22 protein-coding genes are annotated in these 25,151 nt (G+C 38.6%); 11 read left to right on the top strand and 11 right to left on the bottom strand.

Going from position 1 to position 25,151, the window contains the following annotated elements; all coding sequences use genetic code 11:
• Nucleotides 1-377: 377 nt before the first annotated feature.
• Nucleotides 378-947 carry a peptidylprolyl isomerase gene (locus B9T24_RS14995; protein WP_086166518.1) on the bottom strand — a complete coding sequence of 190 codons (570 nt, stop codon included), beginning with the start codon at nt 945-947 and terminating at the stop codon, nt 378-380.
• Between the two features lie 101 nt (nt 948-1,048).
• Here B9T24_RS14995 and B9T24_RS14990 point away from each other — a divergent pair, with 101 nt between their 5' ends.
• On the top strand, nt 1,049-1,717 hold the full coding sequence (locus B9T24_RS14990) for an acetoacetate decarboxylase family protein (protein ID WP_086166517.1): 669 nt from the start codon (nt 1,049-1,051) through the stop codon (nt 1,715-1,717).
• 59 nt (nt 1,718-1,776) lie between these two features.
• On the opposite strand, the gene B9T24_RS14985 is transcribed toward B9T24_RS14990, so the two are convergent.
• Nucleotides 1,777-2,847 carry an alpha/beta hydrolase gene (locus tag B9T24_RS14985; RefSeq protein WP_086166516.1) on the bottom strand — a complete coding sequence of 357 codons (1,071 nt, stop codon included), beginning with the start codon at nt 2,845-2,847 and terminating at the stop codon, nt 1,777-1,779.
• A gap of 201 nt (nt 2,848-3,048) precedes the next feature.
• Here B9T24_RS14985 and B9T24_RS14980 point away from each other — a divergent pair, with 201 nt between their 5' ends.
• The 5 genes from B9T24_RS14980 (at nt 3,049) to B9T24_RS14960 (ending at nt 8,430) form a co-directional block, all read left to right on the top strand.
• Nucleotides 3,049-3,546, top strand: a complete 498-nt coding sequence (locus B9T24_RS14980) for a hypothetical protein (RefSeq protein WP_086166515.1) — start codon at nt 3,049-3,051, stop codon at nt 3,544-3,546.
• A gap of 616 nt (nt 3,547-4,162) precedes the next feature.
• The gene (gene grpE, locus B9T24_RS14975) at nt 4,163-4,711 is read left to right on the top strand and encodes a nucleotide exchange factor GrpE (RefSeq protein WP_086166514.1); all 549 of its coding nucleotides are present in this window, start codon (nt 4,163-4,165) and stop codon (nt 4,709-4,711) included.
• A gap of 119 nt (nt 4,712-4,830) precedes the next feature.
• Nucleotides 4,831-6,777, top strand: a complete 1,947-nt coding sequence (gene dnaK, locus B9T24_RS14970) for a molecular chaperone DnaK (protein ID WP_086166513.1) — start codon at nt 4,831-4,833, stop codon at nt 6,775-6,777.
• A gap of 243 nt (nt 6,778-7,020) precedes the next feature.
• Entirely contained in the window at nt 7,021-7,932 is a 912-nt protein-coding gene (locus B9T24_RS14965) for a matrixin family metalloprotease (RefSeq protein WP_086166512.1), read from the top strand.
• A gap of 120 nt (nt 7,933-8,052) precedes the next feature.
• Nucleotides 8,053-8,430 (top strand): hypothetical protein, encoded by a 378-nt coding sequence (locus B9T24_RS14960; RefSeq protein ID WP_170261097.1) that lies wholly within the window; start codon nt 8,053-8,055, stop codon nt 8,428-8,430.
• Between the two features lie 81 nt (nt 8,431-8,511).
• On the opposite strand, the gene erpA is transcribed toward B9T24_RS14960, so the two are convergent.
• From erpA to B9T24_RS14940, 4 genes are all read right to left on the bottom strand, one after another.
• Nucleotides 8,512-8,847, bottom strand: a complete 336-nt coding sequence (gene erpA, locus B9T24_RS14955) for an iron-sulfur cluster insertion protein ErpA (protein WP_086166511.1) — start codon at nt 8,845-8,847, stop codon at nt 8,512-8,514.
• A 117-nt stretch (nt 8,848-8,964) separates the two neighbouring features.
• Nucleotides 8,965-9,975 carry a putative solute-binding protein gene (locus B9T24_RS14950; protein ID WP_086166521.1) on the bottom strand — a complete coding sequence of 337 codons (1,011 nt, stop codon included), beginning with the start codon at nt 9,973-9,975 and terminating at the stop codon, nt 8,965-8,967.
• A 244-nt stretch (nt 9,976-10,219) separates the two neighbouring features.
• Nucleotides 10,220-11,230 carry a putative solute-binding protein gene (locus B9T24_RS14945; RefSeq protein WP_086166510.1) on the bottom strand — a complete coding sequence of 337 codons (1,011 nt, stop codon included), beginning with the start codon at nt 11,228-11,230 and terminating at the stop codon, nt 10,220-10,222.
• Nucleotides 11,231-11,461: 231 nt separating this feature from the next.
• Nucleotides 11,462-12,469: a putative solute-binding protein gene (locus B9T24_RS14940; protein ID WP_086166509.1), complete on the bottom strand. Its 1,008-nt coding sequence runs from the start codon at nt 12,467-12,469 to the stop codon at nt 11,462-11,464.
• A gap of 237 nt (nt 12,470-12,706) precedes the next feature.
• On the opposite strand from B9T24_RS14940, the gene B9T24_RS14935 reads away from it, so the two are divergent.
• Nucleotides 12,707-14,641 (top strand): ATP-binding cassette domain-containing protein, encoded by a 1,935-nt coding sequence (locus tag B9T24_RS14935; RefSeq protein WP_086166508.1) that lies wholly within the window; start codon nt 12,707-12,709, stop codon nt 14,639-14,641.
• Between the two features lie 344 nt (nt 14,642-14,985).
• On the opposite strand, the gene B9T24_RS14930 is transcribed toward B9T24_RS14935, so the two are convergent.
• The 5 genes from B9T24_RS14930 to dnaA all read right to left on the bottom strand — a co-directional run bounded on the left by B9T24_RS14930 (nt 14,986) and on the right by dnaA (nt 21,769).
• A complete protein-coding gene (locus B9T24_RS14930; protein WP_086166520.1) occupies nt 14,986-15,327 on the bottom strand; it encodes a hypothetical protein in 342 nt (113 codons plus the stop codon).
• 171 nt (nt 15,328-15,498) lie between these two features.
• Nucleotides 15,499-17,970: a DNA topoisomerase (ATP-hydrolyzing) subunit B gene (gene gyrB, locus B9T24_RS14925; protein ID WP_086166507.1), complete on the bottom strand. Its 2,472-nt coding sequence runs from the start codon at nt 17,968-17,970 to the stop codon at nt 15,499-15,501.
• A 53-nt stretch (nt 17,971-18,023) separates the two neighbouring features.
• Nucleotides 18,024-19,106: a DNA replication/repair protein RecF gene (recF, locus tag B9T24_RS14920; protein ID WP_086166506.1), complete on the bottom strand. Its 1,083-nt coding sequence runs from the start codon at nt 19,104-19,106 to the stop codon at nt 18,024-18,026.
• A gap of 27 nt (nt 19,107-19,133) precedes the next feature.
• A complete protein-coding gene (dnaN, locus tag B9T24_RS14915) occupies nt 19,134-20,279 on the bottom strand; it encodes a DNA polymerase III subunit beta (protein WP_086166505.1) in 1,146 nt (381 codons plus the stop codon).
• Between the two features lie 110 nt (nt 20,280-20,389).
• Nucleotides 20,390-21,769, bottom strand: coding sequence for a chromosomal replication initiator protein DnaA (gene dnaA / locus B9T24_RS14910; RefSeq protein WP_086166504.1), 1,380 nt, complete (start codon nt 21,767-21,769; stop codon nt 20,390-20,392).
• Nucleotides 21,770-22,430: 661 nt separating this feature from the next.
• Here dnaA and rpmH point away from each other — a divergent pair.
• Genes rpmH through yidC form a run of 4 tightly spaced genes read left to right on the top strand, consistent with a single transcriptional unit; the run spans nt 22,431 to nt 25,077 of the window.
• Nucleotides 22,431-22,565, top strand: a complete 135-nt coding sequence (gene rpmH, locus B9T24_RS14905) for a 50S ribosomal protein L34 (protein ID WP_000831329.1) — start codon at nt 22,431-22,433, stop codon at nt 22,563-22,565.
• 29 nt (nt 22,566-22,594) lie between these two features.
• Nucleotides 22,595-22,984, top strand: coding sequence for a ribonuclease P protein component (gene rnpA / locus B9T24_RS14900; protein ID WP_086166503.1), 390 nt, complete (start codon nt 22,595-22,597; stop codon nt 22,982-22,984).
• 9 nt (nt 22,985-22,993) lie between these two features.
• Entirely contained in the window at nt 22,994-23,317 is a 324-nt protein-coding gene (gene yidD / locus B9T24_RS14895) for a membrane protein insertion efficiency factor YidD (protein ID WP_086166502.1), read from the top strand.
• Nucleotides 23,318-23,322: 5 nt separating this feature from the next.
• Nucleotides 23,323-25,077: a membrane protein insertase YidC gene (gene yidC / locus B9T24_RS14890; protein ID WP_086166501.1), complete on the top strand. Its 1,755-nt coding sequence runs from the start codon at nt 23,323-23,325 to the stop codon at nt 25,075-25,077.
• Nucleotides 25,078-25,151: the final 74 nt, after the last annotated feature.

Here is a 25,151-nt window from a genome sequence, read left to right as displayed (position 1 = left end):
ATATTTCTCAAATAAACTTCGAGTAATTTCTACCATCAATCAATGAAAATAATTTCGATCAATCAACCAGTAAAAATCCACACAAGTTGTTCTTCATAATCTCTTAATGATCTTCTTAATACTTCGTCAGTAATTAAGTCGCTCAACTTGATAATCCTTAACATCTCAGCACTTCGTGCTTCGCTTGTTTCCGGCTATCTCGTCGGGATGAGCACAGTATAGGGCAATTTCGTACACAAGCAAGCGCTTTTAACTGACTGTTTTATCGAGTGTTGTATTTTTATGCACTATTTTGGTTCATTTTCACCCTAATTTAAACATAAATACATAATTTTAAAGCAAAAATATGACTAAAATATTTCTGCTTTATTTTTTTATTAATTTTTCACCACTGCTGGTTTAATGCTCACACTCACAATCTTTACGGCCTGTTGCGGTACATTTTGGTGCATACCGAAGTTTGCCGTTGGAACTTTGGTAATTTTATCGACCACATCCATACCTTTGGTCACTTTACCAAACACGGCATAACCTGCATTCATCTGACTTTTATTTAAGAAGTCGTTATCGACTGTATTAATGAAAAATTGGCTACTGGCTGAATTAGGATTGTTGCTACGTGCCATCGCTAAAGTGCCACGTACATTTTTCAAACCATTATAAGATTCATTTTGAATGGGAGCTTTGGTTTGTTTTTCTGTCATGTTGGCATCCATGCCACCGCCCTGAATCATAAAGCCTGGAATAACGCGGTGAAAAATAGTGCCGTTATAGAAGTTATCTTTTATATAGCCTTCAAAGTTTTTTGCTGAAATAGGCGCTTTGTCATTAAAGAGCTCTATTTCAATATTTCCCATTGAGGTTTTCATTTCTACAATGCTATTTGCAGCCATCGCTTGTAAACTTATACATATAGCACCTACAGCGAATAGGGTTTGTTTTAACATTTCTTTACTCTTCTATTTCAAGTTGTCATTGTGAATGACTATATATTAATCTTTCAATATAAATAAAACAGTATCTCTTTTTGGGATAAATGAGAATTACAATGAATGAAGCATTAAGTACAGTGGCTTTTCATCATGATCCGCCTTGGCATTTACATGGTGATGCTTTTATTTTGAATTATTGGTTAACGCCAAACTTTATTAAACACAATCACGCTTTTCACATTGCACCGTCTCCAATTGGTCGAGTGGTACAGATCATATTGATTCGTTATCATGAGTCCCCTATTGGCCCATATGATGAACTGCTCCTTTTAGACCACCCCTTAATCAGTAAAAGACACTTATCTTCCATTGCTAAAATTTATGTGTCGACCGAGACTTCCGTTATTCATGGTCAATATTTTTGGGGCATTCCAAAACAACTTGCCCAATTTGAATGGGTAATCAAAGATGATGTGGTGTATTGCACCATTTCATTTGAACAACAAGAAATGAGCTTATGCCTATATAAGTACAAACATAGCCAAACTTTTTATATGAATAGCCATCATTTACCAGCACGACTGTTAAACATCCAACAAACATGGCAAGGTTTACATTATCAATTCAGCCCTCAATTTCGTGGCAAGCTATGTAAACTAAAACAAGTCGCATGGAAAAATACGCGTGATATCTTCCCTGATTTTTCTCAAGCGAAATATTTACACAGTTTTTATGTGCCCGAATTTCAACTGACCTTACCCAAAGCTAAAATTGCGAAAAAATAAAAAGGTGTTTCACGTGAAACACCTTTTTATATGGTGGCTACATCAATTAAGAAAAAAGCTTAAGCGTGTTTATCCCAAAAGTTTCTATAGTTCTTACTAATTTCAATGAAGTGCTTTTTAGCGCGAGAAGAAATTGGGGTGAGATTGACGAAACCATGCGGTTGATCATTATATTCTTGGTAATGCACTTTTACGCCACGATGCCGTAGTTTATAGGCGTAAATTTCACCTTCATCATGTAATACATCATGACCCGCTGTAATCACGTATGCAGGTGGTAACTTATCGTGTTTACCATAGGTGGGAGAAATAATCGGATCATCTAATGCCACTTGATGCTGTTCTGCATAATAGTGCGTCACAAAATCAATATCCTCTCCTGTCAGAAGCAAACCATCTTTATAGGCATAGAACGATGGATGACGACTTTTAAAATCAACAACGGGATAGAGGAGCAATTGGGCTTGCGGTGCATATACTTTATGGGCACTACGCTGTGCAACCACCGTACTAATATTACCCCCTGCGCTATCGCCAGCAACTGAAATTCTATTTTTTAAAATTTTAAACTGTTTTCTATTTTGATAGACCCATGCCAAGGCATCTTCACAGGTTTGAATTAATTTTATTGGGCTGGTTTCGGGTGCTAATGGATAGTCAATACTTAAAACTTGCACTTTCGCATACACAGCAAGTAAACGACACACTTCATCATGACTATCTAGCCCTCCCACGACAAAACCACCACCATGATAAAACACAATCATCGGTAGTTTTTTACTTGGGGCAGGATGATAATGTCGCGCGAAGATCGTGCCGCTGTGTAAAGGCAAACGTATATCTTCGACTTGCTTCACAGGGGTTGGTTTGCTCTTAATCGACTGCATTTGCAGGTCAAAGGCTTTACGGGCACGAATGACATCTGCACCAATAAAACCACGATTGCCTTGTTTTAACTGTACAGCCATCATGCATTTGATTAATGGGTCAAGCTCAGGATATTGATAGGGATAGCCTAAAACTTTAACCAAAGACTCTTGCGCAAGGCTCGGCAAGCGATCTAAAGTGCGTGCTGCGATGCCTTGTCCTTTTTCGATGATCGTCTGTAGCGTTTGATTAAAAGCAACCATTCATGCACCTTCCTTTTTTTATATTCTTCATATTTTCTACATGATCGGCTTATAAGTGACCATAATCTTATAGAAGTCTAATCATCTATATACACAGTAAAACCATTCATACGCTAATCTTCTTTTTATACCTTGTCATTGACAATTTCCACGTATATTTCGGAGTGTTTTTGCTACTCCTTAAAAAGAAGGATATAGGCTATGGCTAAAAAACTCATGCTACTGGCTTTAGCAACCACATTTTTAGCTGTAGGTTGCGTAGCATTCCCTGAAAATGACGGTTATTACGCTGGACGTTATGACAATCGCTCCGACCGTCATTATGATCGAGATTATGACTATCGCTATGATCGTGAGCGTAATCGTCAACATTGGGAATATCAACAACGACAAAACCGTTTAGAGCTAGAACGTCAAAAGCGTGAACTTGAACGTCGTCAATGGGAACAAAATCGTCAAAAACAGTCGGATTGGGATCGCAAAAAACGTGAACAACGTAAGTACGCTGAACAAAATCAACCGAATTCATCGGGTTGGGATGCGAAGCAACGTGAACGCCAACGGATTGACCAACAACGCGAAAAATCAGATCTGAAAAATCGTCAAAAAATACAACAGCAAGATCAATCTCAAAAAAAACGTTGGGATGAACCTCGCCGAGATTATGATAAACAGCAACGTCATGGTCACGACGATTAAAATCTTTTTATCTACGCCATTGAATGCCCTTTTTTACTGGGCATTTTTTTATGCATTAACACAAATAACGATCACAAAATTTTAAACTTTATATTGTTCACGATGATGCAGCACTTTGTTTCGGAATTAAATTTTTGTTAACAGCAACCACCATAATATTTACTGCGATGAGCTTAAAGCACATTTTTTAATGTGAAGACTTTTTATTTTTGAATTTGTTGCAAGATTTAAGAAGGGTCTGCAAAAGTGGGGAAATTGTCTCTGCTTATAATAAGTATTGGCGTGTACTGCTATTTTCGGGTTGCCCTTAAGGTGATCACTCAGTACCTGATGCCCTTGGGCTTTTTTAAGTGGGTCATTATTTTATCTATAACATCAAGCTAAGCATCAATAATCCAATCATTTTTACCCAATTGCGCGAAAAACGGTATTTTTTAACGCTTTTCATCAAATTAAACAGATTTAATTGCTTGTCTCGCTTGAATTTTTATCGCCTGCCCCGACCTTTGTAGTAATCATGAATTTTATCACTCATGGCAGTTCAGGATTAACCCAGTTAACACTGCAGCCAAAAGGACTGTACATGTTTAAGAACCCATTTAAACGGAGTAAATCTATGGCAACTGAGCAAAACGAACAAGTTCAGGATCTTGGGCAAGAGCAAGTTGATCAACAAACAGCACAAACTCAAGCTGAAACAGAGCAAACTGCCGTTTCAGTTGAAGATTTACAAACACAAATTAAAAACTTGGAAGAAAGTTTAAAACTTGAAAAAGCACGTACAGCCAATGCTGTATACGAAGCGCAAAAAAGCGTGGAACGTATTCAACGTGATGCTGAAAAGCACAAAGAAACGGTGATTGAGAAGTTCGCAAAAGAGCTACTCGACTCGGTTGATAACTTAGAACGCGCAATTCAAGCTGCAGGTGACACGGAATCAGCATTACTTGAAGGTGTGCAACTGACGTTAAAATCACTGCTACATACGCTGGAAAAGTTCGGTGTAGTAGAAGTGGATATGAATAACGGTTTTAATGCAGATTTACACCAAGCAGTGGGTATCGCACCCGATGCTAAAGCAGGTGAAATCGGCACTGTATTACAAAAGGGTTATACCTTATCAAACCGTTTACTTCGCCCTGCAATGGTCTTAGTGGGTCAATAAAGTAAAGAAATTCGAGAGTTTTTCTATTTTTTTCGTTTAAAGAACTTGAAAAAAATTGAATGGCTCTCATATCGGATAACAAGCAAAAACATTGTAAAAAATTTAGAGGAAACATCCAAATGGCTAAAATCATTGGTATCGATTTAGGTACAACAAATTCTTGTGTCGCTGTACTTGAAGGCGACAAAGTTAAAGTAATCGAAAATGCAGAAGGTACGCGTACTACTCCATCAATTGTTGCATACAAAGATGGTGAAATTCTGATTGGTCAATCTGCGAAACGTCAAGCAGTAACGAATCCAAAAAATACATTGTATGCCATCAAGCGTTTGATCGGTCGTAAGTACCAAGACCAAGCAGTACAAAAAGACATTGGTCTTGTACCTTACAAAATCATTCAAGCAGACAATGGTGATGCTTGGGTTGATGTGAACGATAAAAAACTCGCGCCACAACAAGTTTCAGCTGAAATCTTGAAAAAGATGAAAAAAACTGCTGAAGACTATTTAGGTGAAACAGTAACTGAAGCCGTGATTACGGTTCCTGCTTACTTCAATGATGCGCAGCGTCAAGCAACTAAAGATGCGGGCAAAATCGCAGGTTTAGAAGTTAAACGTATCATCAACGAACCAACGGCTGCTGCACTTGCGTTCGGTATGGACAAAAAAGAAGGCGACCGTAAAATCGCAGTTTACGACTTAGGTGGTGGTACTTTTGACGTATCTATCATTGAAATCGCTGACTTAGATGGCGACCAACAAATTGAAGTATTATCAACCAATGGTGATACATTCCTTGGTGGTGAAGACTTTGATAATGCGTTAATCGAATACTTAGTTGAAGAGTTCAAGAAAGAACAAAGCTTCAACTTGAAACAAGATCCACTTGCATTACAACGTTTGAAAGAAGCAGCTGAAAAAGCAAAAATCGAGCTTTCTTCGTCAAATGCAACGGAAATTAACCTTCCGTACATCACGGCTGATGCGACTGGTCCTAAACACTTAGTGATCAACGTAACACGTGCAAAACTTGAAGGCTTAGTGGCTGACCTTGTTGCTCGTACCATTGAACCTTGCCGTATTGCGCTTAAAGATGCTGGTCTTTCAACAAGCGACATCTCTGACGTAATCTTGGTCGGTGGTCAATCACGTATGCCAATGGTTCAACAGAAAGTACAAGAATTCTTCGGTAAAGAGCCACGTAAAGACGTGAACCCTGACGAAGCTGTAGCCATGGGTGCTGCGATTCAAGGTGCAGTATTGTCTGGTGACAAAACTGACGTACTTTTACTTGACGTAACACCACTTACACTTGGTATTGAAACCATGGGCGGCGTGTTAACTGCAATTATTGAGAAAAACACCACGATTCCTGCGAAGAAATCTCAAGTGTTCTCAACTGCTGCTGACAACCAACCTGCTGTAGACATTTCTGTGTTCCAAGGTGAACGTAAAATGGCGCAGCAAAATAAATTGTTAGGTAACTTCCAATTGGGTGACATTCCACCTGCGCCACGTGGTGTGCCACAAATTGAAGTATCTTTCGACATCAACGCCGATGGTATCTTGAAAGTGTCTGCAAAAGACAAGAGCACGGGTAAAGAGCAATCGATCCAGATTAAAGCAAACTCTGGTTTGAGCGATGCTGAAATTGAAGCGATGATTAAAGATGCTGAAATGAATGCTGAAGAAGATCGTAAGTTCGAAGAACTAGCGAAAGCACGTAACGAAGCTGATGCATTAGTGTCTTCTTCTCAAAAAGCAGTGAAAGATCTTGGTGAACAAGTGACTGCTGACGAAAAAACAGCGATTGAAACTGCGGTTACTGAGCTTGAAGCTTCGACCAAAGAAAATGATGTAGAAGAAATCAAAGCGAAAACTGAAGCGCTTCAAAACATCATCATGCCAATTAGCCAACGTGCTTATGAAGCAGCTCAAGGTGCTCAAGGCGGTGCTGAAGGTTTTGATCCAAATGCATTCCAAGGTGGCGATGCGGGTCAACAACAAAAAGCAGATGACGGCGTTGTAGATGCTGAGTTCACTGAAGTTAAAGATGATAAAAAATAATTTGTCACTTTAATTAAGTTATAAAAAAACCGCGCATAAGCGCGGTTTTTTTATGTCCATTTTTAATGTATTCAAGCATGCTTTTTGCTAAAGTCATCAACAAAATAAAATATCTTCAAGAATGGGTAAAATGAATACTTTAATCAAAATATTGCTACTTTCAGGGGAATTAGCACCTACGCTTATTGACCCAATCCATCTATCTATTGCTCTCAAATCCAGTGATCTAGATTAATCAATTTTATGCGTATGCTCAGCCTGATTCTTGCCGTTATTTGGTTGTTGTTGATGACCTATCAAACACATCACCACCATCAACTTCGCTATAACGCAGTGTCTGATCGACTTAAGCATCCTTTCGATACGCGTCTACGTTATCGTATTGCCGAAGTTGACCCGCGTTTTGGTTTAAGCAAAGAGCAGGTCATACAACTGAGTCAACAAGCCACTGATATTTGGGAACTAGGCACAGGCAAAGATTATTTTATTTATGACCCGAATGCCAAACTTACGATTCATTTAATCTACGATGAGCGCCAAGATGAATCGAATCAACGCCGTCAACAACTAGGTAATATTGAACAAAATCAGCAAATTTGGTCAAATAAGAATCAAAACCTCAAGCAACTTAAAGATGAAATAGATCGTGCCAATGTCCTACTCGACACGAAGAAAATACAACTAGATGCTCAATTAGACCAATATAATCAGCAAATTGCCATGATGAATCAAAATGGGGGTATCCATCCCTCACAGCGTGATCTGTTTATACAACAACGTCATCAACTCCAACAACAAATCTTTGCGCTAGAACAAGAAATCAATCTGTACAACCAAAAAATTCAAAAATTAAATGATCAGGTGAGCGAACTCAATCAAATTAACAACCAATTAAATCAATCTATTGATCAATTTAATCAACGCTTTCAAGCTCGGTTATTTGATAAAGGACTGTTTAATGGCAAACAGATTAATATTTATGAGTTTTCATCCAAAGATGATTTACGTCTTACCCTCGCACACGAATTTGGACATGCGCTGGGTTTAAAACATAATCAAGACCCCGTCGCACTGATGTATCCAATGATGAAGGATCAAAATATGCAAAATTTCAGCCTAACCCCTGCCGATTTAGCTTTGTTACATGCCCGTTAAGCAGCGACTGAGATACAATGTAAAAATCCCTTACTTTTTATAAGTATATGCATAATAATAGAACGGAAATAGTCCGTATTTCATGTTATTGTGATGTACAGAAATAACAAGATAAAATCTCTGGAGACGCGTGTGAGTTACTACCATATTCTGATTGAAATGAATGATCACATTAGTACGATTGAGCAAACACGTGAGATCGAAATCTTTGATATTCTTGAGATTCAGCCTTACCTCCATTCAATTTTATTACCCTTTTTGAATGAACAATTGATTGAATTAGAAGATGAAAATCTTGAATTCAGCGATATTCTTCATTTGCAAATCAAACACACCTTATTGCCCATTCAACATTTGATTGAAGAAGAACAACGCTTACTGCCAAGTGATACAGATGTCACCATTTCAGCACATGAAATTTTCAACAATCGTGATTTAAGCCAAGACGTGACAACCGTTGTTTTTGATATTTTAGAAGCTGCTAAATTAGAAGCCTAACGATTTATTCTTAACACCATCATATATTCTGTTTTCAATAAAAAGCCCTCAAAAAATGAGGGCTTTTTTTCAAGCTTTTTATTAAATCGAGAAAGATGAACCACAACCACAGGTTGTTGTTGCATTTGGATTTTGTACCACAAAACGTGAACCTTCCAAGCCTTCAATATAATCGACTGCTGAGCCTACAAGATATTGATAGCTTAAAGAATCCACCAGCATTTTGACATCGCCATTGATAAATTCAGCATCATCTTCATTCATGCTTTCAGCGAAGTTAAAACCGTAAGAAAAACCTGAACAACCACCACCTGTAACATAAACGCGTAACATTAATTCTTGGTTGCCTTCACTATCACGCAATTGGCGTACTTTATTCGCAGCATTGTCGGTCAGCACCAAAGTTTGGGCATTCATGTTGGATTCCTCTGTTCAATTCAGATGTCTTTAAAAGATAAAGACCATAATTCAAGTATATCATACCCAATATATGGTCAGTCTTTGAAGATTTAAAGTTAAATCTGAGTATTTTTATCAAGATTGTTTGTAGTTCTCATCTTGAAGACTACATTCGAAATTTTTTGGGTCTTCCTTACAACGGAATTGCCATAATAATTTCATCATCCGTTTATCATAAATCCCACGTTTGGTTAAATCGACACGTGATTCGCGCATCAATTTTTGATAACCCGGTTTATCTGCGCTAGGAACTTGCATCCAATATTTTTGGGGAATATCCGATTTCATTTTACCTAAAATACCAAAAGCACGAGGCAACTGACTTTTCACCCATTCACGTGATTTTTGTCCATAACCAGCAGGAAATTTATCTGGACGAATAATGAGGTTACCGGTAACTTGTAAAATTGGATAATTCACAATAGCGCCTTTACTGCCTAATCCTTTATGTAACTCTAAAGGTTTAAATACAGCGGCAGGTGCGCCAATAATATCGACCTGACCATTGTTAAATTTAGCACCAAAGTTAGTGACATCCGCACTGACTGCTTGTGCACCAATTTGCTGAACCATAATTTTTTGTGCTTCATCATAATCTAAGACTGCAATTTTTTTGCCTGCTGCTTTCGCCACAGTATTGATATTTCGGTCATTGACCATTAGATAAGCATCACCTACGGGTATCACCCCCACCACTTCATATTTGCCGTGTACCATATGTTTAGCAAAAGTTGGACTGGCTAGACCTTGCATCACCTTCACCGCAAGTTTTAAATCGGGGATCGCGCCAATCGCATCTAAAGAGCCAGTAAAATCATTGAACTGACGACCGCGCATTCCTGTGACACTAATTGCATCACATTTACCTGCTTTAAAATCTTCAGCAATGACCGCTTCATTTTGACCCACACGTAATTCAATATCTGCACCCCAATTTTTGGCTGCAAGTTGATAGTCTTTCATCAGGGTAAAAACATCGCCACTTTTACCGACTAAATCAAATACACACATTACTTGTTTTGCTTGAGTAACACCCGTTACAGCACACAAACTCATACCCAATAGCAGTGTTTTAGACCATGGCATCATGATTTTTTTCTTCCTTGTTTCTTTGTTTTCATTCAATCTGAGATTGAAGCTTTTTGAGTTTTTATTTATCTATTTATCATGAATCACAAACGTAATCCTTGATTTCATTTTTATGATAAAAAATTTTATCACCATTTTTTAAGACTACGCTTTTTTGAGCTGACAACAATGGCAAAAATGACAGATTTAATTCGACAAAAAAGCCTAGATTTAATCTAGGCTTTATTTTTAAAAATCAATACTATTCACCACCAAGTGAACATTCAAAATTGGCTTTATCGACAGAGCAACGTGCTTTTTTCAATACGCCCATCATGCCAACATCATAAATTCCACGTTTGGTCATATCCATACGACCTTCACGAAGCAATTTTTGATATTTGGTTTTATCTTCAGCGGTTAAGTTCATTTTAAACTTGGCAGGAATACTGGTCTCAAGACGGTTAATCATGGCAAAACTTTTCGGTAAATTTTTCACGAACCAATCACGTGATTTTTGTCCAAAGCCTGCTGGGAATTGATCTGGACGGATAATAAAATCGGCTGTGACTTGTAGTACTGGAAAATTAAACATCGCACCATTGGAACCCAAACCTTTATAAATTTCTAAAGGTTTGTACGCATAAGCAGGTGCTCCCACCATATCCACCTGACCATTGTTGAACTTGGCTACAAAGTTAGAAACGTCAGAAATGACCGCTTGAGCACCAACACGTTGCACCATAATTTTTTGTGCATCATCATAGCCTAATACAGCAAATTTTTTACCCGCTGCTTTTTCAATCGAATCAATCTTTTTATCACGTACAAAAATAAAAGCCGAGCCTAAAGGTGCAATACCAGCCACTTCATACTTTTTACCCCCTAAATTACTCACCATTTTTGGCGCATTACGCTGATCAAGGGCAAAAGTAATCGCACGTTGTGCAATCGTGTTGCTTGGTGCACCACCTAAAGCATCAATAGAACCCACAAATTTATTATATTGACGTGCACGCATCGCCGTCATAAAAACGCCATCACATTTGCCTGCTTTAAAATCATTATCAGCAACTGCTTCATCTTGGCGTGGAATTAAATTAATTTCCGCTCCCCATCCTTTGGCAGCAAGCGCCCATTCCTGAGCCATTTGATAGGATTCACCAGATTTACCCAGTAAGTCAAATACACATACATCCACTTTAGCTGCCTGAGCTGTCGTCGCTAAACCTACAGCAGAAAATGCGGCTAATGCGAGAATCGTTTTTTTCATTGTGGCGGTCCTTTTTAGAATCTTGTTGTTTGACGAATGTCCATTCACGCCATAAATATTAAGCAAGTTCACAATAAAAAAATAGAGCATTTGCTCCATTTTTTTATGTTCTGTAGATCAATTTTTTTTAATTCTATAAATTTAAAATAAAATCATAAACTTACATAATAAAAATTATTAGCTCATCCGCAAAAAATTTGCGTTATTTTACAATTCGTTTGTGGAGCAGGTTTATTCACCCCCTAAAGAACATTCAAAATTGGTTCGCTCTACCGTACAACGGGCTTTTTTCAGCACTGTCATCATCGAAGCATCATAAATGCCTTGCTTGGTTAATTCGATGCGACCATCTCTTAATAATTTTTGATATTTTTCTTTTTCTTCTTTGGATAATTGCATGCGATATTTCGCAGGAATACCCTCTTCTAAACGTTTCACCATCGCAAATTGACGCGGTAATTGTTTAATAAACCAATCTCTCGATTGAATGCCCAAATTGCTTGGAAATTTTTCCGTATTAAAAATTAAATCGGCCGTCACATTCAGCACTGGAAAGTTAAAAAGTGCCCCATTCGTGCCTAAACCTTTGTCCATTTCTAAAGGTTTAAATGCATAAGCGGGTGCACCGACCATTTCAACTTGCCCTTTATTAAACTTACTGACAAAATCTGAAACATCTGACAGAACAGGCATCGCACCTACTCGTTTGACCATAGCAATTTGTGCTTTATCATATTCTAAAACGGCAAATTTTTTCCCTGCCGCTTTTTCAATCGTATTAATATTACGATCTTTAACGAAAATGTATGCAGGCCCAATTTGTCCAATACCCCCCACTTCATATTGCACATTATCAATGGTTGTTTTTAATCTTTTAATATTTCTTTTGTCTAGCACATAAATGATGGCTTTATGCGCAATTGCATTACTGGGAACACCCCCTAAAGCATCAATAGAACCTGCAAATTTATTATATGCACGTGCCCGCATGGTGGTCATATAAATGGCATCACATTTTCCATTTTTAAAATCGTTATCTGCTTTTTCTTCATTTTGATATGCAATTAATCGGACATCTGTATTCCATCCTTTTGCAGCGAGTGCCCATTCCTCCATCATTTTATAAGATTCACCTGCTTTGCCGAGCAAATCAAACACACAGATATCTTGTTTTGCTTGAGCCAAACTTGAACAGCTCAATAACAGTCCCGTGGAGACCAGCCAAATTCCTTTTTTCATCATCTTTCCTTATTTTTTTTCAATAACTCCTCTAAAAATAACTATAGTGTTGTTTTAAGGGCAAAAATAGAGCTTTGATTTCATTTCTGACGAAAGGTTATTTTTTAAACAATTTGTCACATTTTTATTTATTTACGCAAAGAATCCCCTTTATCCAAGAATAATGCCTCAGATTTTTTCTTTTCTGAGTCGCTTCCTTTAGAATACGCGCACCATTCTTCTCATTTAGATATTTCAATGATTCAGTTAGATCAACTTTCTATACGTCGCGGTGGACGTGTTTTATTTCAAAAAGCATCCATGCAGCTACATCCAGGATGGAAAATTGGCTTAACAGGCGTCAATGGTGCAGGAAAATCAACATTATTTAATGCACTCCTTGGCGGCATGGAATCAGACAGTGGTTCTTTAACCCGCCCTGCAGTGTGGACCGTCGCCCATATGGCACAAGAAATCAAAGCTTTAGAAATGAAAGCAATTGATTTTGTTTTGTCTGGTGATGAAGAGTATTGGGAAATTCAGAACAAACTGGATCATCCTGACAGCTTAAGTGATGATGAACTTGCCCATTTATATGGTCGCTTTGATGAAATTAATGGCTATTCAGCATCCTCTAAAGCATCACAACTCATGGCAGGTCTAGGTTTCTTTGAACATCAATCACAACTCGATGTTTCAAGCTTCTCGGGCGGTTGGCGTATGCGTCTGAACCTTGCACGTACCCTCATGAGCCGTTCAGATTTATTACTGCTTGATGAACCAACCAACCATTTAGACTTAGATGCAATTCTTTGGTTAGAAGATTGGTTGAAAGCCTATGAAGGAACTTTGGTTCTTATTTCACATGACCGTGATTTCTTAGATGCCATTACCGATCATATTTTACATATCGAAAATCAAGAACTGATTTTATATACTGGCAACTATTCGACTTTCGAACGTACCCGTAGTGAGCGTTTAGCACAACAACAACAAGCCTATGAAAAGCAATTAGAAACACGTGCACATTTGCAAAAATATATCGACCGCTTTAAAGCACAAGCCACCAAAGCCAAACAAGCGCAAAGCCGAATTAAACAACTGGAACGGATGCAGGAACTTTCTGCTGCACATGTCGATACACCGTTCACCTTTAGTTTCCGTGAACCAACGAAAATGAGTTCACCTTTACTTGAACTTGAAAATGCCGATATTGGTTACGGTGAAAAACTGATTGTGACCAATGTTAGCCTACAAATTACCCCAACCAGTCGAATTGGTTTATTGGGAATGAATGGTGCAGGTAAATCAACCCTGATTAAATCACTGGTTGGCGATTTACAATTATTACAAGGGACGCGTAAAGATTCTGAACTGCTGAATATTGGTTATTTTGCCCAGCATCAAATGGATGCTTTGGATGGTAATGCCAGCCCAATGTTGCAATTGGCACGTATTGCAGATCGAAAAATCAGTGAAGCGAGCTTACGTTCTTTCTTAGGCAGCTTTGGTTTTAGTGGCGAACGTATGGACACGCCAAGTGAAAGTTTCTCTGGCGGTGAACGCGCTCGTTTGGCTTTAGCACTGATTGTATGGCAACGTCCAAACGTGTTAATTCTAGATGAACCAACCAACCATTTAGACTTAGATATGCGTCATGCACTGACGATGGCACTACAAGACTTTGAAGGTGCGGTGGTTCTGGTTTCGCATGAACGTCAATTGATTGCTTCAGTCTGTGATGAATTGATCTTGGTTCATGGCGGTCAAAGTCGTGAATTTGATGGTGACTTAACTGCTTATGCAGAATGGTTACGCCAAGCACGTATTGACATGATGAAGACTGGGCAACAACCCGCTGCACCAGTTCAATCACAAGTGGAAGTAAAACCCACCATTTCTAAATTGGATAAAGAAGCGCAGCGTAAAGAAGCAGCGCGTAATCGTGAGCTAAGTCGTCCAATTCGTAAAGATATTGAAAAAAATGAAGCTCAGATTGCCAAAGTTCAGCCACGCTTAGCAGAAATTGAAGTTTTATTAGGTAATAGCGCGCTATATGAAGCGAACCGTAAGGATGATTTGCTAAAACTGATGAATGAGCAAACTGAACTCAAAGCAAAATTAGCACAAGCTGAAGAGCAAGTGCTTGAATTGATGATGGAATTGGAAGAACTTGAAAGCTCTTTCGAATAAGCCAAAATCAATTCTTAAGTAAAACTAAAGTGATGCTAATTTAATGATCGCAGTGCAATTTCAAACTTGTACTGCAATTTTTTAATTTTACTACACAATACTTTTGTCGAGATTTTAAGCATTAGAGGGTCAGATGAATTAAATTTTAAAATTACCAACCCATAGACTTTAAATTCAAACTCAATGTTTAATTTTAAAATACTTACCCACAATTCTAAAAACACTTGTGGATAAATTTACTTTCCACATGCGTATTTAATAAGAATAATCCACTAAAAAACTTAGCCACACACACCAGTAATCAAATAAAATTAGCTTTTTTACTCATTTAAATGCAGCTTTTTTCATTTTAAAAATCTGAGTTCTATAATTTTCCATGTCCCCTCATTAACCCACAATTCCTGAATTTTCTTTTGATTTTCCAAACCAATGAGAATTTTACAGTGCGTCAAATCTCGATCAAATTCAAACTCTTCAAATTCCACTGTGGGTTTTTGCGGCTTCCACACTCCATTTTTTACAGCATGTGCAATACGTTCATAACGGGTAAAGGTACTTTCCACACGTCCTTCTTGCTCATACACCACTTTGAAATCTGCATGCTCATATTGAGCCAACAGATCAAAATTGCCGGTAAAAAATGCATTCACCCAAATATCTCGGATCTTTTCTAGTTGATTATCCATCGTGCTCACCTCGTCATATTGCATCATGATTTCCTCTGTTTAAAAGCATCATGACAGAGCAATAAGTCATTTTAATAAAAAAATATGATTAAAATTTAATCCCATTTAAATCAAAATAGCATTAAAAAAGCATCCCGAAGGATGCTTTTTATTACTTAACTCATCAACACATTAGGCATCAATATCCGCATTTAAAGCATTTTCTTCAATGAAAGCACGACGTGGTTCCACATCATCTCCCATTAAACAAGAGAACATACGATCTGCTTCAATCGCATCATTAATGGTCACTTGTAACATGTTACGGTTTTCAGGATCCATGGTAGTTTCCCAAAGCTGTTCCGCATTCATCTCACCCAAACCTTTATAGCGCTGGATCATCATGCCACGACGTGAGTCGGATAAAATATGTTGCCAAACTTGATGGAAAGTGGTGACATTAATTTTACGCTCACCTTTTTGCAAATAAGCACCATCTTCAAGCAAGCTGAACCAACTCTTCGAATTTTGCAGTAAACGCTTGTATTCACTTGAAGCCAATAATCCAGAATCAAGTAAATAATAATGCGGCAAGTTATGTACATAGACCGTTACACGTGGCCAATAATGCGTCACTTTCTCATCATCTGCATGCTCTTTTTCAAAAGCTTCTAAAGTGATTTCAGGACGCAAACTTGGTTGGTATTTTTCAATGGCTGCACGCAACTGTTCAGACCATTGTTTTACATAATCTTCATCATGATTTTGATCTAGCTTAAATGCTTCCAAACCAAGCAAACCATCTAATAAACTTGCAGGATAACGCAGCGTTAAACGATTTAGACTTTTTTGTGAGGTTTGATAATCAGCAATCACTTTGGCTAAAGATTCACCACGAATCGCAGGTGCCTCAGCACTGATATGCAGGTTCAGCTCATCAATTGCATTCGAAATAAGATAGGTTTCTAAAGCATCATTATCTTTAAGATATTGCTCTTGCTTACCTTTTTTCAACTTATACAAGGGTGGCTGGGCAATATAGATATAACCACGTTCCACAAGTTCTGGCATTTGACGGAAGAAGAAGGTCAACAATAACGTACGAATGTGCGAACCATCGACGTCGGCATCGGTCATGATGATGATTTTGTGATAACGTAATTTATCAGGATTGTATTCTTCACGGCCAATACCACAACCCAGTGCAGTAATTAGCGTGCCCACTTCCTGAGAGGAAATCATTTTGTCAAAACGTGCACGTTCTACGTTTAAAATTTTACCTTTAAGCGGAAGAATGGCTTGCATCTTACGGTTACGACCCTGTTTTGCAGACCCCCCCGCCGAGTCACCTTCGACCAAGTAAAGTTCAGACAATGCTGGATCTTTTTCTTGGCAATCCGCCAATTTACCTGGCAGACCCGCGATATCTAAAACACTTTTACGACGGGTTAATTCACGCGCTTTACGTGCTGCATCACGCGCACGTGCTGCATCAATAATTTTGCCCGCAATCGATTTAGCCGCTTGTGGATTTTCTAAAAGATATTCAGAAAAAGACTTGTTCATGGCCTGCTCTACAGCAGTTTTCACTTCACTAGAAACCAATTTTTCTTTGGTTTGTGATGAGAATTTTGGATCAGGCACTTTCACTGAAACAATTGCGGTTAAACCTTCACGCGCATCATCGCCTGTAACAGCAACTTTTTCTTTCTTGAGAATATTTTCACTATCAAGATATTGGTTTAAACCACGTGTTAATGCTGCACGGAAACCTGCTAAATGCGTTCCACCATCTTTTTGTGGAATATTGTTGGTAAAGCAGCGGACATTTTCCTGATAACTATCATTCCATTGCAAGGCCACTTCTACCGTAATGCCAGTTTCAGCAGATTCCGTCGTGAAGTGAAAAATATCATTCAAGTGGGTTTTACCTTGATTAATATATTTTACAAATTCGGACAAGCCCCCTTCATAATCAAATACATGTTCAGCATTGATACGTTCATCACGTAAAACAATACGAACCCCAGCATTTAAGAATGAAAGTTCACGCAAACGACGCGCTAAAATATCAACATTAAAAATTGTTTGAGAGAAGGTTAATTCACTCGGATAGAAACGAACCGTCGTACCCGATTCAGTGGTTTCACCAATTTCACGTAATTTATAAACTGGATCGCCATGATGATATTCTTGTTCAAAAACTTTACCAGCACGACGAATATTCAGTAATAATTTACTCGATAAGGCATTTACAACAGAAACACCTACTCCGTGTAAACCACCGGAAACTTTATAGCTATTATCATCAAACTTACCGCCAGCATGCAGAATGGTTAAAATCACTTCAGCGGCAGATACCCCTTCTTCAGGGTGAATATCCGTTGGAATCCCACGACCATTATCTGCAACACTTACAGACTCATCTTCATGGATGGTGACTAAGATTTCATCACAGTGACCCGCTAAGGCTTCATCAATCGCATTATCGACCACCTCAAACACCATGTGATGTAAACCTGAACCATCGTCAGTATCACCAATATACATACCTGGACGCTTACGAACAGCATCTAGGCCACGTAATACTTTGATACTAGAGGAATCATAAGCCTTTTCATTGGTTTGTTCTGTTTGAGAAGCAGCTTGATCTTCTGAACTCATGGTTTCTCCCTAGTGAAATAAAGGTCTATCCAAAGATGGGTAAAATCTAAAAACTATTGCACAACAACTTGAACTTGACCGTTTTCAACATTGAATAATTGATAAGAAATAGACAAATCATGTAAATGTTTTTTTACTGATTCATGCTCTAAAGTGGTAATAAAAACTTGACTACCTAGCTGGCTCAATCGCTCAATTAATCGTCGCTGTGCGGTTAAATCTAATTCTGCTGTCAGATCATCTAATAATACCACAGTTTCCTTATTACAGGCATGCAGCATTGCAATCTGTGACAGTTTTAAGGCCATAATCAGCAGCTTTTTTTGCCCCCGTGAAAGCACCACATCCGCATCACCTAGCGTTGTTTTTAAACGTAAATCTGCACGATGTGGACCATATTCAGTATAACGTCGATCGACATCTTTCTGATGATGTACGGTTAAGTCATTCAGCAAACCCTGTTCGGTATGAAAGCCTGGACTATATTCCAATTGAAGCTCTACATCAGGCAATAAATGCTTTAAATCCTGCTCCAAATAAACTTTCCATTGCTCGACGATTCCACTGCGCTGTGAATGCAACATTTCGCCATACTCCGCCAACATTTTGTTCCACGGCTCCAATTCATTCAAACCGATATTTCTTCTCGATTTCAACAAACTGTTACGTTGTTTTAAAGCACGAGAATAATATTGCCAGGCATGATAAAACTCAGGTTCCACGTGGAACATCAACCAGTCAATCAATTGTCGCCGTGGTTTCGCGCCATGGTCAATAATATCGGTGCTTTGTGGATCGATGTGTTGCAAAGGCAGAAGTTTAGCCAATTGTCCTTGAGTGGCAATATGATCGCCATTGACTTTAATCAGCTGCTCACCTGACAATAATTTTTGCATCCCAATTTTTTCAGTGGCAGACTGTGCAAAAACAATGGCATTGGCTGTTTCATTTTGAATATAGTTTTTCGGGATATGGGTACGGAAGGAACGCCCTGTCGCCAATAAATGAATGGCTTCAAGAATAGAGGTTTTCCCAGAACCATTCGGGCCATAAAAGACATTAAACGGCTGCAACTCTTGGAGTACAACCGTTTTTAAGTTTCGAACACGTTCTATATTTAAACGCGTAATATGCATCGTTTGATCTTGTCAAAAATCTGCAAATTAAACACGCATCGGCATCACAACATAGGTTTGATCTTGTTGTGATGGATCGTGTACCAATACAGATTGGTTAGCTTCAGTCATGGTCATCGACACATCATCACCATCTAAAGCGCCCAATACATCCAATAAATATTGTGCATTAAATGACATTTCCATCGGTGCATCAGCATATTGAATCGCTAAATCTTCAATTGCCTCATCTTGTTCTGGATTATTGGCACGAAGCTGCAAACAGTCTGCACCAAAGTTTAAAAACACACCACGTAATTTTTCATTACTTAAAATAGCAACACGTTGTAGCGATTGCTTAAATACATCATGCGCAATCAATACATTTTTATCACCACCACGTGGAATCACGCGACGGTAATCGGGGAATTTTCCATCAATCAATTTCGTGGTAAAACGAACCATAATACTGCCTTGTTCTTTGTCACGACTGGCGATGCTAATAGTCACATTTAACAATTCACGACCAATCAACAAAGACAATTGCTCATCTTCAATGCTGAGTAAGCGTTGTAATTCAGCAACCGCTTTTCGTGGAACAATGGCTTGAATGGCTTGAGTCGCAGTTGAAATTGCGGCTGTTTCACATAACGCTAAACGGTGACCATCAGTAGTCACAGCACGAAGCTGATTTTGATCAATTTCAAGTAATGTACCGGTTAAATAAAAACGTACATCTTGCACTGCCATCGCAAAAGCGGTTTTCTCAAACAAACGTTTTAACTCGCGTTGCGTAACCGTAACTTGCGTACCTTGAGTATTTTCAGTGCTCAAAAGTGGATAGTCTTCAGCAGGCAGCGTTCCCAATACAAAACGGCTATTACCCGATTTTAAAATACAACGATCTTCAGTAATTTGTAGGTCAATCAATGCCGCAGCGGGTAATGATTTGCAGATATCCATCAGCTTGCGTGCAGGGACAGTCGTTTCACCCACTTGCAAACACGCACCTTCAGCCAAATTGGTGCTGGCAACCAATTCTACTTCTAAATCTGAACCGGTAATGGTTAACGATTCGTTGCTCACTTGGACTTTTACATTAGATAAAATATTTAAAGTATGGCGACGTTCAACCGCTCCTACGACATGTGATAGAACATTAAGTAAGCTTTCTTTCGCGATTTTCAAACGCACGGCATATTCCTCTAACAACTGAAGATTTCAGGTCAATTAACTAATTTTTTAGCAGTGTACTATGCGGCAGAATATGCCGCATTGCAAGAATAGAATTTGATCAAAACAGATCAACTTTGCAGCAAACGCTGCAGGTTTTTATAGTCTTCATTGAAGATCGGATCTTGTTCACGAAGACTAAGTACTTTCTCACAGGCATGCATCACAGTACTGTGATCACGCCCGCCGAATGCCATACCAATTTCAGGAAAACTATCCCCTGTAAGTTCACGCGCAAGGCCCATGGCCAACTGACGTGGACGTGCATAAATACGGGTACGCTTAGGTCCCACAATTTCTTTTAATGGAATACGGAAATATTCGCTCACCACGCGCTGAATATTTTCAGTACTGATGGTTCTTGCACGAATCGCTAACACATCTTTTAATGATTCACGCACCACCTCCAAATCAATTGGCGTGCCTTTAAAACGAGAAATAGCAACCACTTTATTGAGTGCACCTTCAAGCTCACGTACATTGGCCACGACTTGTTGTGCGACAAATAACGCACAATTACGCGGTAAATCTACGCCATTGCTTTCGGCTTTTTTCAATAAAATTTCAATCCGAGTTTCAATATCGGGTGGCTCTACACCGACCGACAAGCCCCAAGAAAAACGTGAAACTAAACGTGCATCAAGTTCCGTGAGTTCTTTAGGATAACGATCCGAAGTCAAAATAATCTGCTTCGATTCATCAAGTAATGCATTAAAAGTATAAAAAAATTCGACCAAACTGGCTTCTTTACCCGCAAGCAAATGAATATCGTCGACCAATAATAAATCTAAAGAGCGACAATTTTTCTTAAATTCTTCAACCTTGCCTTGCTGTAAAGAACTGACAAAATCTTGAACAAAACTCTCTGCCGTCATATACATGACACGCGCATTCGGTTTTGCTTGTAACAAAGCATTCCCCACAGCCTGCATTAAATGCGTTTTACCTAAACCTGTCGGGCCATACAAAAATAAGGGATTATGCTGCGAAGCCCCTAATTGCGTTAAAACTTTACGACACGTTTCTGCAGCCATTTGGTTAGAACGGCCTTCAACAAATAATGAAAAAGTAAATAATGGGTTTAATAAACGTTTACGACTATTTTTGACTGTTGATTCTTCTTTTTCTTTTCGTGGCCTAACAATTGCAGCAGGAGTAGATTGCAGTGCAGCCGTTGTTGTAGCGGGTTGTTCATTGGCTGACAAAATTGCACCTGGACGAGAATCCACCAAAATTTCAACTTTACGTACACGACCTTCTGACATTTGCTCTGCCAAAATCGTGATCAACTCAAGATGATGTTCTTGAATATAACGTGTCCAATAAGGATTGGGTGCATACAGTCTTAATGTGTCATTAAGCTCTTCAGCAACCAAAGGGCGAATCCACATTGTAAAGACATTCCCCGAAAGCTCCTGTCGCAAACGAGTTAAACAGTCTGTCCAAAGCATGTGAAACCCCTATTTATTCCATTTATTGGTAAAAAATTATTTGAGCCCGACTAAGCGGGTCGCCATTCTATCGAAGTTATCCACATCTGTCATGGCAAAATTAGCGAAATATCGCTTTAAAACGTAATTTTCAAATTAAATTTAAATTTAAATTGTGGTGTGGATAAACTTACCATCAAGCTGTGGATAAAATATATCACAAAGTTATCCACAATTTAATAAAGTTATAAAAACATGTTTACCCACAAGATAAGCTAATGATTAATAAAAGTAAAAAGTGCTTTTCCACAGAAAAATAGCTCCCTAATAGTAATAAATTTAAATTTATAAATTTGAATTTAATTAATAAGAGCACTTTGCTTTGGGGATAACTCTCAATATTTTTAAATTTAAATTCAAAAGCAAGCAAATAAATCTTATCAACACTGAGTTGTGGATAATATTGTGAATATTTCTGTTCATAACTTATGTTGTTTTATTAATCAATAGTTTGTGTTGTGTATAAAATACAAACAGCTTAAAATTAATTCAATAATTCGAATGATCTTCATTTTTAAAAAAAAGACTTATTTTGCAAGAAAGTTTGTTTTTGATTGACAGCTCATTGAATGAGCACTAAAATCGCGAACCTTCATAGAAAGATCATTTTTGGAGTTTCAATATGAAACGTACATTTCAACCATCAGAATTAAAGCGTAAGCGTGTTCATGGTTTCCGTGCTCGTATGGCTACTAAAGCTGGTCGTCAAGTATTAGCTCGTCGTCGTGCAAAAGGTCGTCATAGCTTAACTGTTTAATTAGTTAAGTTATTACGATTTTGGGTGTTATGACACTTTATGGCTTCAGCACAGACGTACGTATACGCTGTGCTGCCGATTATAAAAGTGTGTTTGATGGTGCGCTTTTTAAAGTGCATCAACCCCATTTCTTATTTTTGGCAAAAAATTCCGAACAACCTACAAGTCGTTTGGGTATTGTTGTTGCTAAGAAAAAAGTGCGTCGCGCACATGAAAGGAATAGAGTAAAACGTCTTGCTCGCGAAAGTTTTCGCCTACATCAACAGCAATTAGATTTATTAGATATTGTGGTCATGCCTAAAGTAGGTATTGAAGCAATTCCTAATGCAGAATTGCAGCAGCAATTACAATTTGCTTGGCAGAAATTGCAACGCCTTGCCAATAAGCATAAAAAGATAGCTCCCTCCCCACAAAAGTAGAGATGGCCAATGGTACGTTTACTGCATTGGTTGATTCGATTCTATCAGATCGCGATTAGTCCTTTATTGGGACCCCGCTGTCGTTATATTCCAACATGTTCTCAATACACTTTAGAAGCAGTTCATTCTTATGGTGCTGTGCGTGGTGCGTGGTTAGCTACAAAACGTATTTGTCGTTGTCATCCTTGGGGTGGTTCGGGTTATGACCCTGTTCCCCAGAAAGCAATTCGTTTTATTTCATTTCAGCAAATAGATTCTCAAATGCTTCACGTTGTTGTACCCTTTCGTGATCGTTTATTGAACCGAAATCACTCCTCTAACTACTTGGGATAATAGATATGCAACAATGGGCCAGGTTTGCAATTCTAGGGGCCATGTTTGTCGTCGCATATTTGCTTATTTTGGCATGGCAAAAAGATTATGGTCATGCGGAAACCAAACCTCAGCAAGAAGCTGCGGTTGTTTCGCATGAAGTATCTGCAGATTTGCCAAATGGTCAAACAGCTACTACAGCGTCTGACATGCCTCAAGCAAATATTGCAACTCAGCAAACAACAACAGATGTTACGGCACCTGTAAGTCAACAGCTTATTTCAGTACAAACTGACCTTTATCATCTTTGGATTAATCCTAAAGGTGGTGACATTGTTCGTATTGAATTATTGAACCATGATAAAAATAAAGACAGTGATCAACCGTTTGTCATGCTGGAAAGCGATGCAAAACGTACTTATGTTGCTCAGTCTGGTTTGATTGGTTTAAATGGGCCAGACAGTAACCGTAATGGCCGTCCTGTTTATGAGATTGAAAAATCATCTTATAACTTAGCGGATGCTAAAGCAGAAAAAACTGAAGATGGCAAAGTTGTTAAAGTTTTATCTGTGCCAATGGTTTATAAAACGGCTGATGGTGTAGAAATCATCAAGACATTTACCTTTAAACAAGGTCAATATCCGATTATTGTGAACCACAAAATTGTCAATCGTAGTGCAGGCAATTGGCAAGGTCAGATGTTTGGTCAAATCAAACGTGATAATTCAGATGATCCAGGTAAATCAGACCAAGGTATTTTCACCCTAGGAACATTCTTGGGTGGTGCTTGGGGTACGCCTGAAGAACATTACAACAAGCTTAAATTTGCTAACTTCAATGAAGAAAAATTGAATGTAGAAGCAAAAGGTGGCTGGGTTGCAATGGTTCAACACTATTTTGTCAGTGCTTGGATTCCGGGTGATCTTAAGCTGACTCAGGCGGGTGGTCAGCCTTATAGTGCGAAATTAGAATCGCGTCAATCAACAGACAACATGAATATTATCGGTTTTACTTCACCGATGATTAATGTGCCTGCAGGTACTGCGGCTGAATTAGATGCAACCTTCTATTCAGGTCCTAAAGTTCAATCTGAGTTAAAAGAGTTAGCAACAGGTTTAAACCAAACTGTAGATTATGGTTGGTTATGGCCAATTGCGAAATTATTGTTCTTGGGTCTTGAGTTCTTCCACGGCTTAGTGGGTAACTGGGGCTGGGCAATTATTTTATTAACTGTCTTGGTAAAACTGATTCTTTGGCCATTGTCGTCTAAGAGCTACCGCTCTATGGCGAAAATGCGTGTGATTGCACCTGAAATGCAACGCATGAAAGAAGAGTTCGGTGAAGACCGCATGCGTTTCTCCCAAGAAATGATGGCATTGTATAAACGTGAACAAGTCAATCCACTTGCGGGTTGTTTGCCACTGCTGTTGCAAATGCCAATTTTCTTAGCCTTATACTGGGTATTGATGGAGTCTGTAGAACTTCGTCACGCACCTTGGTTAGGCTGGATTCAAGATTTGTCTGCAATGGACCCGTGGTTTATCCTACCTTTATTGATGGGTGCAACCATGTTTATTCAGCAGTCTTTAAATCCACAACCGGCTGATCCAATGCAGGCGAAAGTCTTCAAAATCATGCCAATTGTCTTTACTGTATTTATGTTGTTCTTCCCTGCGGGCTTGGTGTTGTACTGGATTGTCAATAATAGTATTACCATCTTGCAACAAAGTTTGATCAACAAAGGTGTTGAAAAAGACCGTGCCAAACGCGAAGTTGTTTAATCACGACTGATTGCGAATAGCTGAATAAATCCGCTTAAGATGGTAATCTTAGGCGGATTTTTATTTGGCTGTGA

This window comes from Acinetobacter sp. ANC 4654 (genome assembly GCF_002135425.1).
Classification (GTDB): domain Bacteria; phylum Pseudomonadota; class Gammaproteobacteria; order Pseudomonadales; family Moraxellaceae; genus Acinetobacter; species Acinetobacter kyonggiensis.
This window is presented reverse-complemented; position numbering and strand designations above follow the sequence as displayed.